The following is a 10,635-nucleotide window of genomic DNA, read 5'->3' on the forward strand; positions in this document are numbered from 1 at the left end:
CGCCCGCGACCTGGGAGGGAGGCGGGTGTCAAGCCCCAGTTCCGGCCGGACGGACGGAACGGCGCGTTTCAGCGCCCTCCGGCCGGATAGTTTCGAGACGGTCACAGGCGCGGGCCGGAACACAACCCTCCGGCCCTTCTCGCAAGTCCACGGGGGAGCTCATGGCGATTCAGCAGCGGGCGGAGCGGACGAGACAGTCGATCCTGTCGTCGGCCGCGCGGGTGTTCGACAGAGTGGGCTACGAGCGGGCGTCCCTCGCCAGGATCGCCGGCGAGGCCCGGCTGACCACCGGCGCCCTCGTCTTCCACTTCGCGACCAAGGGGGACCTCGCGACCGCGGTGCGCTGCCGGGCCCGCGCGGTCACCCGGGTCACGGTCGAGTCGGCCTGCCTGTCCACGGAGGGCGTGGGCGGCACCGCGATCGACAAATTAGTGATCACCACCCACGCCCTGATCCGGCTCTTCGAGACCGATCACGTGGCGCGGGCGGGTGAACGGCTCTCCCGCGAGCTGCAGCCGACCGGCCCCGGCCCCGGGCACGAGTGCCCCTGGCGGCGTGAGGTGTGCCGACTCGCGCGGTACGCGGTGGCGGAGAAGGCCCTGCGGCCGGGCGTGGACGCGACGGCGGTCGCGGCGCTGATCGGCTATGTGATCACCGGGGTGGAGCTGGAGATGCGCCGGCCGAGCGCGCCGGCCGACGAGCCCTGGCCGGCCGAGAGCGGCGCCCTGCACGATCCGGCCGAGGAACGGCTCAGCCGCATCTGGGAGTTGATCCTGCCGGGCCTCGTCCACCCGGCAGCCCTGGCGTCGTCGAAGGCGCCGTCGAAGGGCAGGTCAGCGACCGCCTCCTGATTCCAGCAGACGGCGGGCGAAGACCGCCAGTGAACCTCCGATGCGCTCGGCCGAGAGGCCGAGCTCGTGCCGCTGGAACTGGAAGAGCTCGGGCGACAGCGGACTGAGCGCGATGTCGATCAGCGGGTCCGGGTCCCCGACCCCGTGGTCGACCAGCAGGGTCCGGACGTGGACGCGCCAGAATCCGTACGCGCCCGTCCGGAACCGCGCGGGGCCGGTCTCCGCCCCCAGCGCCAGCGGCAGATGCCGTTCGAGCAGATCGAGCATCGCCAGGTAGAACGCCGCGAGCCGCTCCCCGGCCGGTGCGCCGGGTCCGAGCGGCGGCGGTCCGTAGATGAGCTGCCCCTGTAGCCGGCGCTCGTGCTCGTCGAGCAGGGCCACGGCGACCGAGGACGGGTCGGGGAAGCTCCGGTAGAGCGTGGCGCGGCCGACGCCCGCGGCCTTGGCGATCTCCCCCATGGTGACCGATCTGGGGTCCTGCTCGGCGAAGAGCCGCTCGGCCGCGGACAGGATCTGGGCGCGGTTGCGCTCCGCGTCGGCGCGCCTGCGCGGGGCGACCGGCTGGTCGTCCGCGGACTGAAGATCACCGAGGAGTCCGCCGACCCGGTGCACGGAGGCGGCTCCACGACCTCGCTGCTCGTCGTCGCTCATGGATCGACCTTACTTCCCCTGGAGCTAAGTGGACACCTTGTCCATTTGCCATGTTGCATGGCATGCTAAACGGACTCAGTGTCCACTTATCCGCTCGCCATCCCGCCCCAGGGAGATCCAGATGCACACCGCGCTCCTCGCCGCGGCCCTGCTGGTCGGCTGCCTCCTGGCCGTCCAGGCCTCGGTGAACCTCCAGCTCAACGCGGCCGTCGGCACCCCGTACGGCGCTTCGACCATCCAGCTCGGCGTGGCCACCACGCTGCTCGTCGTGCTCGCGGTCGCCGCCGGCGCGCTCGGCGCTCTCGGCAAACTGCCCGACGTGGAGTGGTGGCAGCTCCTCGGCGGGCTCGCCAGCCCCCTCTACATCACCAGCGGCATCCTGCTGTTCCCACGGCTCGGCGCCCTCGCCGCCGTCGGACTCTTCGTCACCGGCCAGATGTTCGCCTCGCTCGCCCTCGACCTCTTCGGCCTCCTCGGCCTGAAGCAGAGGGACCTGAGCGTCGGCATCGTCCTCGGCGCCCTCGCCGTCCTCGCGGGCATCGTCGTGATCATCCGGGGCATGAAGGCCGCGGCCCCTCCCGGCGCCCCCAAGATGTCGAGCGCCGGCCGCGTCGGCTGGCTCGTCCTCGGCATCGTGGCCGGCGGCGTGCTGCCGGTGCAGGGCGCGGTCAACGCCCAGCTGCGCGCCCAGCTGAAGCAGCCCATCACCGTCGCCGTGATCAGCTTCGCCGTCGCGACCTTCACCATCGCCGTCGTCCTGCTCGTGCTCTACGCGACCCGGAAGACCCCGAAGCCCAAGATCGCCCCGCTGAAGAAGATGCCCTGGTGGGGCTGGCTCGGTGGCGCCTGCGCCGCCGCGTACGTCACCGGCACCTTCCTGCTCATCCCGACCATCGGCGCGGCCGTGACCATCGCCCTCACCGTGACGGGACAGCAGCTGACCTCCGCGCTGATCGACCACAAGGGCCTGTTCAAGCTCCCGCAGCGCTCCCTGACCAAGCCGCGCGCCCTGGGCCTGGCCCTGCTGATCGCCGGCTCCCTGACCATCCAGCTCGTCTGACCGAGGCCGGCGCCTCCCCCGGGTCCCCGCCCGGGGGACCCCCGGCCCGCTTGGTGCGTCACGAAAGGTTTCCCATGGATACGACCTACACCGCCGGGCCGGACATCCACGTCCTCCCCTCGGCCCTGCCCATCCCGGGCCTCGGCGACCAGCCGGTGAACGCCTTCCTCGTACGGTCCGGACAGCCGCTCCTCGTGGACACCGGCATGCCCGTCGACCGGGAGGGCTTCCTGGACTCCCTCTGGAAGCTGATCGACCCGGCCGATCTGCGCTGGGTCGTCGTCACCCACGACGACCGCGACCACACCGGCTCGCTCCGCGCGATCCTCGACGCCGCGCCGCACGCGAAGGTGCTCGCCAATGCGATATCACTGACGCGAATAGCAGAAGAGTTCAGCATTCCGCAGGAACGGGTAGTAACCGCGAACCCGGGAAGTCGTGTGAAAGTCGGCGATCGTGAGCTGAGTTTTCACCGGCCGCCCACCTTCGATTCACCCGGAACGCTCGCCGTATTCGATCACTCTGATGGAACGCTCTACAGCTCCGACAGCTTCGGCACCGTCGTCGAAGAAATTCAGCAGGACTTCACCGACCTTTCCGAGGAGGAATTCTTCCACGGCTTCGAGGTCCTGAACCGTGCCATCGCCCCGTGGACCGCGCTGGTCGACGAGGCGAAGTTCCTGAAGCCCGTGCACGACCTGGCCGCGCTGCGCCCCGCCCGGCTGCTCAGCGCCCACGGACCGACCGTCGAGGAGAGCGCCGTGCCCCGGCTCTTCGACGCGATGGCCCGCATCCCGTCCCTGCCCGCCTGGCTGCCCGGCGCCGACCTCGACCTCGAGGCCGCGCTGGACGCCCACGAGTCCACCGCCGGCTGAGCACCACTCCGCCCGCACCCGAACCGAGGAGAACCATGTCCGATCCGACCACCGCCGATCTGACCCCGCCGCGCGGAGTCGTCACCGTCTTCTCCGACATCTGGTGTTCCTTCGCGCACATCGCCATCCACCGGCTGCACGCCACCCGGGCCCGCCTCGGCCTGGAGGAGCAGGTCTCCTTCGACCTGCGCGCCTTCCCGCTGGAGCTGCTGAACGACGCCCCGAGCCCGCGCCCCGGCACGGACAGCGAGGTCGCCCGGATGGCCAGCCTGGAGCCGGCCGCCGGCTGGCAGCTGTGGCAGGCCAAGGACTGGCTGTACCCCTCGACGACGCTGCCCGCCCTGGAGGCGGTGCTCGCCGCCAAGGAGCAGAGCCTGAACGCCTCGGAGCAGCTCGACCTCGGGCTGCGCCGGGCCTTCTGGGCCGAGTCGCGGTGCATCAGCCACCGCAAGGTGATCCTGGACGTGGCCGCGGAGACGGGCGCCGTCGACGTGGACGCCCTCACCGAGGCGCTGGACGACGGGCGGGCCCGCCGGGCCCTGTCCGATCAGGCCGCGCTCTCCAAGAGCGACCGCGTGAACTGCAGCCCCCACCTGTTCCTGCCCGACGGCTCCGACCACGCCAACCCCGGCATCGACGTGGGCTGGGAGGGCGCGTACGGCATCGGCTGGCCGGTGATCGCCTCCGACGACCCGAAGGTGTACGAGGACATCCTGCTGCGGGCCGCCACGGAATAACCGAATAAGCCGCCACCGGCGGCCGCATAAACGGGAACGACGGACAGGCATTCCTTTTCGAGGAATGCCTGCCCGTCGTTCCTTTTTTCCTTTCGCAGAACATCGCAGTGATTATTAATTGCGTGACCCGGCCGTTATTCGCAAGGCCGCTCGAAGCTCTTACAGTCGTTTACGCCGCCGGAATTCCGGACGAGATTCGTATCGACAGCAGGAGTTCTTCATGTCGTTGACCGACAAGGCAGACGTCAGCACCTTCGTCGACCTCACCCAGCACGAGATCGAGGCGCTGAAGACCCGGTTCAACCTGGCCGACGCCCACACGCACCAGCGTCAGTCCGCCTCGCAGGAGCGGATCGTCTCGCGGCTCCCCGAGCTCTGGCACGAGTCCGAGTCGAAGCAGCAGGCCCACTTCGAGCGCCTGTTCGTCGACGCCTTCTTCCGCCTGCACCAGCAGCCCACCGCCCGGGCGATGGACCGCACCCTCCTTTCGTACTCCGCCAGCGTCTCCACGATGGTCGCCGGCATGTTCCTCAAGCAGCGCGGGATGTCCGTGCAGCTGGTGGAGCCCTGCTTCGACAACCTGGTCGACCTGCTGCGCAACATGCAGGTGCCGCTCGGGCCGGTCGACGAGTCGGTGCTGCACGACAAGGACGCCATCTACGAGCGCCTGGTCGAGGCGGTCCACGCGGACGCGATCTACCTGGTCGACCCGAACAACCCGACCGGGTTCACCCTGCTCGCCGAGAAGCTGGAGGGCTTCCGCGAGGTCGTCCGCTACTGCGTGGACCACGACAAGGTCCTGGTGATGGACTTCTGCTTCGCCTCCTTCGCGCTGTGCGACGAGGGCGTCGGCCGCGTCGACATCTACAAGCTCCTGGAGGAGTCCGGCGTCACCTACATGGTCATGGAGGACACCGGCAAGACCTGGCCGATCCAGGACGCCAAGTGCGCCATGATCACCGCCAGCCGGGACATCCAGGAGGAGGTCTACAACCTCCACACCAGCGTCCTGCTGAACGTCTCGCCGTTCGTCCTCAACATGGTCACGCAGTACATCGAGGACTCCATCGAGGACGGCTTCGCCTCCGTGCGCGACATCATCAAGACCAACGGCGAGGCCGCCCGCGCCGCCCTCGACGGCACCATCCTGGAGTTCCAGGAGCCGGTCGTCGGCACCAGCGTCGCCTGGTTCCGGATCAAGCCGGAGCACCTGACCGCCACCCAGCTCCAGGCCGTCCTCTTCGACGAGGAGGTGTACGTCCTGCCGGGCACCTTCTTCTACTGGAACGCCAAGGAGAAGGGCGAGCGCTTCGTCCGCCTGGCCCTGGCCCGCGAGCCCGAGGTGTTCGCCGGCGCGATGGAGCGGATGCGGAAGGTGCTCGAGCGCTATGCGGCCTGACGCCCCCGACGCGACTGACCACGCCCCCACGGTGTTCATCGACGCCACGCTCTTCATGGGCATGCACAGCACCGACGACGCCGTCCGGACCGGCGCGAAGGCCTTCTTCGCCGGCCGGCTGGCCGCCGGGGACGCCGGCCGGGTCTTCATGAACTGGGAGCAGGTCGGCCGCTGCGACGACCTCGTGTGGGGTTACGAGCGGAAGATCCAGGACGAGTACTACCCGTTCATGGACGTGCTCCACACCGACCTGGCCATCGACCGCGTCCCGTACGACGAGGACGACCTGCGGCGGGCCTTCACCACCCCCGCGCTCGAAGGCCTGCCCACGCACGAACGCCTGCTGCTCGCCCAGGTCATCGGCCGGGGCGGGGAGCTGCACACCGCGAGCCCCCGGCTGCTCCGGACCACCGGCCTGCCCGTCGTGCCGGTCGGCGCCGCGGCGGAGCCGTCGTTCCCCGCGTACCTGGAGGACCTCTACCGGCGCTCGCTGGTACTGACGGTCGACTCCGCCACCCTCTGAAGACCTTTTCCGAAGGGCACCCCACCTCATGCCTGACACCTACTCCGGGACGGTCGTCCCCCTGATCACGCCCCTCGACGAGCACGGCACCGTCGACGAGCAGAGCGTCGTCCGGCTCCTGGACCACATCCGCGCCGAGGTCACGGGCCTCATGCCGGCCCTGACCTCCGGCGAGGGCTGGAAGCTCGACGCCCGGCAGTGGCAGGACGTCGTCACGTACACGGTCAAGCACGCCGCCGGCCTCCCCGTGCTCGCCGGCATCCAGCTCCCGGACACCGCCTCGGTGATCGACCGGGCCCGCACGGCCGCCGAGATCGGCGCCGACGCCGTCGTCGTCACCACGCCGTTCGGCGCGGACGTGACGCAGGACCAGATCGTCGAGCACTACCGGGCGATCCGCGCGGCCCTCGACATACCGATCTTCCTCTACAACGAGGAGGCGCTGTCGGGCAATCGCATCGAGTTCGAGACCCTGATCCGGATCTGCCAGGAGATCCCCGGGATCGTCGGCATCAAGGAGTCGAGCGGCGACGCCGCCTTCACCCGCAGGATGGCCGAGGCCGGCACCGGCATCCCGGTCTTCGAGGGCTGGGAGAACCTCCTCGTCGACGCCCGCGGCATCCAGGGCTTCATCGGCCCGCTGGCCAACCTGGAGCCGGCCCTGTGCAACGCGATGCTGGTCGACCCGACCCCGGACCGCCAGGCCGAGATCAACACGGTCTGCGAGAAGTACGGCGTCTTCAAGGACGACTGGTACCGCTGGGTCAAGAAGGAGCTGCACACCCGCGGTGTGATCAGCTCCCCCACCACGCACGAGGAGGCGAAGGCGGCATGAGCACCACCCCCGCCTCGCCCGTCCCGGTGACCGCGCGCTCCTTCGCGACCCCGCCCGCGACGGCCCACCGCGAACTCCACTCCCTCTACCGGCGGGTGCCCAACCTCGGCGACTACGGCTCGATGGCGTCGATCGAGGAGCGCTGGATCCTGCCGAAGGCGCGGGCCTACGAGGACTCCGCCCCCGCGTTCGGCTCGGCCGGCGAACTGCTCCAGGCGCTCAAGGAGTTCCTCGCCGAGGAGGAGGCCGCGCTCCCGGAGAGCGCGACCTTCCTCGCCGAGCACGCGACGCTCGACCAGTTCAAGGTGATCGTGCGGCAGTTCGCGCTCGACGGGCTCACCGAGTCCGAGTCGCTGCTGCCGGTCGTCCCCCGGCTGCCGTACCGCTCGGCGATGGCGGTCTTCCGGGTCCTCATCGACGAACTCGGGTGCGGCAACGAGGAGAAGGCGCACTCCCAGCTCTACCGGGACCTGCTCACCGAGTTCGGCATGAGCCTGGAGCTCGACGACTACGTCGACGAGACCACGCCGGAGTGCTACGCGTACGTCAACATGTTCCACTGGCTGGCGAGCCGCGCGTCGTCCCCGCAGTACTTCCTGGGGGCGTACGCCTACTTCGAGACCAGCGTCCTGTACGCCTTCCAGAGCTTCGCCCGGGCTGCGCGGCGCCTCGGAATCGTCCACGACGCCTACTACACCGAGCACCTGTACATCGACTCGTACCACTCCAACCACATGCGTACGGCGATCCGCGCGCTCGACGAGCCGGATCTCGCGAAGATCTGGGCGGGCGTGCGCCTGGCCTCCGACATCGTCGGCGAGGCCCAGGAAGCGGCGATCGCGCTGGCGCGGGAGACCGTCGCATGACGGCCGTGCCCGCCGGGCGGCGGGGCTCCGGCGAGCCCGTCGTCCGTCAGGTGACCGAGGACCTGGTCCTGGTCGAGGTCGGCGGCCGCAAGGTCCTCGCGGCCGCCGTATGCCCCCACCGCGGGGGCCGGCTCAAGTACGGCAGGGTCGACGGGGACAGGCTGCGGATCACCTGCCCCCTGCACCACACGACCTTCGACCTGACCAGCGGAGAGCGCACCTCGGGGGCGGCCTGCGCCGCCCTCCGGGTGGTCGACGTGCTGCACGGCCAGGACCGTCCCGAGGAGCTCGCCGGGGGCGCCTCATGACCACCACACCGACCGGGGCGGCGTCCAGCGTGACGCCGCCCCGTGCGGCGGTCGACCACGACGGCATCGCGCCGGTGCCCGAGGAGGAACGCACCTCGACACCGGGCGACTTCGGCTGGATCTGGCCCTCCGCGCAGTTCTCCTTCGGCACGGTGGTGCTCGGCGCGCTGCCCGTCGTCTTCGGTCTCGGCTGGTGGACGTCGGCGAGCGCGATCGCCGCGGGCGTCGCCGTCGGGACGGCGCTGCTCGCGCCGCTCGCCCGGTTCGGCGTCCGCACCGGCACCAACGATCCGGTGTCCAGCGGGGCGCACTTCGGGGTGCGGGGCAGGGTCGTCGGCAACGTCATCACGGTGGTGACGGCGCTCGGCTTCTTCGCCATCGCGGTGTGGACGGGCGGCACGGCCGTCATGGTCGCCGGGCACCGGCTGTTCTCCACCCCGACGGGGCCGGGCGCGCTGACCGTCGCGATGTTCGTGACGGCGGCGGCGGTCGCCCTCGTCGCCGTGCGCGGCCACGAGACCCTGGTCCGCACGTACCGGATCACGGCGGTCACCGGCGGGGCGGTCCTGCTCGGTACGGCCCTCGTGCTCGCGCCGAAGTTCGACGCGGGGTACGCCGGCGGGCCCCTGGCGCTCGACAGCACCCTGCACACCTGGCTGCTCGCGGCGACCGCGTCCGCGACCGTGCCCCTGTCGTACGCCACCTTCCAGGGCGACTACACCCGCTACATGCCGGCCGCCACCCCCACCGGCCGGGTGGTGCGGGCGAGCGGGATCTCGATGTTCCTCAGCAGTCTCGCGGCGCTGCTCACCGGCGCGTACGTGACGACCCTCTTCCCCGTGCCCGACGAACCGTGGCTGCAGGGCCTCACGGACGCGGTGCCGGGCTGGTTCGCGGTGGCCGTGGTGCTCTTCGGCTTCGCGGGCACCCTGCCGCAGGCCGGCCTGTGCCTGTACGCGGCCGGCCTCTCCGCGAACTCGGTGTTCTGGCGCTCCTCGCGGGCCGCCGTGACCACGGTGGTCGCGCTGCTCGCGGCGGCCGTCCTCTATCTCGGGGCGGTGGTGTACGACGCCATGGACGCCATGTCGGCGTTCGTGACGCTGCTCCTCACCGTCGTGGCCCCCTGGGCGGCCGTGCTCTCCGTCGGGTACGTGCTCCACCGGGGCCGGTACGACGCGGAGGCGCTGCGGGCGTTCACCACGGGCGGCGGCGGACGGTACTGGTACACGGGCGGGGTCAATCCGAGAGCCGCCACGGCCTTCGCCGTCGGCGCCTTCGTGGGCGTCCTCTGGGTCAACAACCCGCTGTACACCGGGCCGTTGACCGGCCTCACGGGCGGGGTCGACCTGAGCCTGCCCGCCTCCTTCCTGGTCGCCGCCGTGCTGTACGGGGCGCTGTGCCGCGTGTGGCCGGAGCCGCTGCTCCCGCCGTCACGAGCTTCGAGGTGATGCGATGTCCGATGCCATGTCCGATGCCATGTCCGATGCCATGCCGACAGTCCGGCTGACGGTCCGCTCGGTCACCGAGGAGGCGGACGGCGTACGGGGCCTGCTCCTGGCGGATCCCACGGGCGCCGATCTCGCGCCCTGGGAGCCCGGCGCGCACCTGGAGGTGACGCTGCCGTCCGGGGCGGTCCGGCACTACTCGCTCTGCGGCGATCCTGCCGACCGGAGCGTCTACCGGCTCGGCGTGCTGCGGGAGCCGGCCGGCCGGGGCGGCTCCGAGGAGATCCACACCTCGGTCGGGGAGGGCACGGTCCTCACCGTCCGGGGCCCGGTCAACCGCTTCCCGCTGGTGCCCGCCGAGCGGTACCTGTTCGTCGCGGGCGGCATCGGCATCACCCCGCTGCTCCCGATGATCCGTTCCCTGCCACCGGGCTCGTGGTCCCTGCTGTACGGCGGGCGCAGCCTCGCCTCCATGGCGTACCGCGCGGAACTCTCCGGACTCCCCGGGGTCACGCTGGTCCCGCAGGACACGGCGGGGCTGCCCGATCTGGACGCCGTCCTGGCCGGGCAGCCCGCCGGAACGGCCGTGTACTGCTGCGGTCCCGAGGGGCTGCTGCGGGCCGTCGAGGACCGCTGGGAGGGACCGCTGCACGTGGAGCGGTTCGGTGCGGCTCCGGTGGAACGGGCCTCCGGCGAGGGCGGGTTCGAGGTCGAGCTGCGGAGGACCGGGCGGACGCTGCGCGTGGAGCCCGGACGGACCCTTCTCGACACCGTGCGTGAGGTGGTGCCGGGTGTGGCGTACTCCTGTGAGGAGGGCTGGTGCGGCACCTGCGAGACGAAGGTGCTCGCCGGGACGCCCGAGCACCACGACTCCGTCCTCGGCGAGGACGAGAAGGCCTCGGGGACGACGATGATGATCTGCGTGGGGCGCTCGCGGGGCGACCGGCTCGTGCTCGATCTGTGACGGGCGGAACCGGGGGGGGGGGGGGGGGGGGGGGGGGGTGTCGGAGTGGGCGGAGAAAAAGGGCGGGGGGGCAGGGTTCGCGTGGAGTGTTTTTTTCGGGTGCGTGGGGTGTGTTCCTGGG

12 protein-coding genes are annotated in these 10,635 nt (G+C 70.9%); 11 read left to right on the forward strand and 1 reads right to left on the reverse strand.

From position 1 onward, the window contains the following. The first annotated feature begins 161 nt into the window (after window positions 1–161). Window positions 162–851, forward strand: coding sequence for a TetR family transcriptional regulator (locus ACZ7HT_RS24475; protein WP_471169571.1), 690 nt, complete (start codon window positions 162–164; stop codon window positions 849–851). Here the strand turns inward: ACZ7HT_RS24475 and ACZ7HT_RS24480 are convergent. Beyond that, window positions 834–1,502, reverse strand: coding sequence for a TetR/AcrR family transcriptional regulator (locus ACZ7HT_RS24480; protein ID WP_471169574.1), 669 nt, complete (start codon window positions 1,500–1,502; stop codon window positions 834–836). The two genes, ACZ7HT_RS24475 and ACZ7HT_RS24480, sit on opposite strands and share 18 nt — an antisense overlap. 121 nt (window positions 1,503–1,623) lie before the next feature. Here ACZ7HT_RS24480 and ACZ7HT_RS24485 point away from each other — a divergent pair, with 121 nt between their 5' ends. From ACZ7HT_RS24485 to ACZ7HT_RS24530, 10 genes are all read left to right on the forward strand, one after another. Then, entirely contained in the window at window positions 1,624–2,562 is a 939-nt protein-coding gene (locus tag ACZ7HT_RS24485; protein WP_471169577.1) for a DMT family transporter, read from the forward strand. Window positions 2,563–2,636: 74 nt separating this feature from the next. Continuing rightward, complete coding sequence (locus ACZ7HT_RS24490) at window positions 2,637–3,437, forward strand: MBL fold metallo-hydrolase (RefSeq protein WP_471169580.1); 801 nt, start codon at window positions 2,637–2,639, stop codon at window positions 3,435–3,437. A 35-nt stretch (window positions 3,438–3,472) separates the two neighbouring features. Continuing rightward, a complete protein-coding gene (locus ACZ7HT_RS24495) occupies window positions 3,473–4,174 on the forward strand; it encodes a DsbA family oxidoreductase (RefSeq protein WP_184932429.1) in 702 nt (233 codons plus the stop codon). A 220-nt stretch (window positions 4,175–4,394) separates the two neighbouring features. Continuing rightward, window positions 4,395–5,573, forward strand: a complete 1,179-nt coding sequence (locus tag ACZ7HT_RS24500) for an aminotransferase class I/II-fold pyridoxal phosphate-dependent enzyme (protein WP_471169584.1) — start codon at window positions 4,395–4,397, stop codon at window positions 5,571–5,573. Beyond that, window positions 5,563–6,096: a DUF6190 family protein gene (locus tag ACZ7HT_RS24505; protein ID WP_471169587.1), complete on the forward strand. Its 534-nt coding sequence runs from the start codon at window positions 5,563–5,565 to the stop codon at window positions 6,094–6,096. Before ACZ7HT_RS24500 ends, ACZ7HT_RS24505 begins: the two co-directional genes overlap by 11 nt. A 28-nt stretch (window positions 6,097–6,124) precedes the next feature. After that, entirely contained in the window at window positions 6,125–6,931 is an 807-nt protein-coding gene (locus ACZ7HT_RS24510) for a dihydrodipicolinate synthase family protein (protein WP_471169590.1), read from the forward strand. Next, window positions 6,928–7,797: an iron-containing redox enzyme family protein gene (locus ACZ7HT_RS24515; protein ID WP_471169593.1), complete on the forward strand. Its 870-nt coding sequence runs from the start codon at window positions 6,928–6,930 to the stop codon at window positions 7,795–7,797. Before ACZ7HT_RS24510 ends, ACZ7HT_RS24515 begins: the two co-directional genes overlap by 4 nt. Next, window positions 7,794–8,105 (forward strand): Rieske (2Fe-2S) protein, encoded by a 312-nt coding sequence (locus ACZ7HT_RS24520; RefSeq protein WP_471169596.1) that lies wholly within the window; start codon window positions 7,794–7,796, stop codon window positions 8,103–8,105. Before ACZ7HT_RS24515 ends, ACZ7HT_RS24520 begins: the two co-directional genes overlap by 4 nt. Then, window positions 8,102–9,553 carry a purine-cytosine permease family protein gene (locus ACZ7HT_RS24525; protein WP_471169599.1) on the forward strand — a complete coding sequence of 484 codons (1,452 nt, stop codon included), beginning with the start codon at window positions 8,102–8,104 and terminating at the stop codon, window positions 9,551–9,553. Before ACZ7HT_RS24520 ends, ACZ7HT_RS24525 begins: the two co-directional genes overlap by 4 nt. Window positions 9,554–9,557: 4 nt before the next feature. Next, window positions 9,558–10,514, forward strand: coding sequence for a PDR/VanB family oxidoreductase (locus ACZ7HT_RS24530; protein WP_471169602.1), 957 nt, complete (start codon window positions 9,558–9,560; stop codon window positions 10,512–10,514). Window positions 10,515–10,635 lie beyond the last annotated feature (121 nt).

Source organism: Streptomyces sp. NPDC037410 (assembly GCF_055602235.1).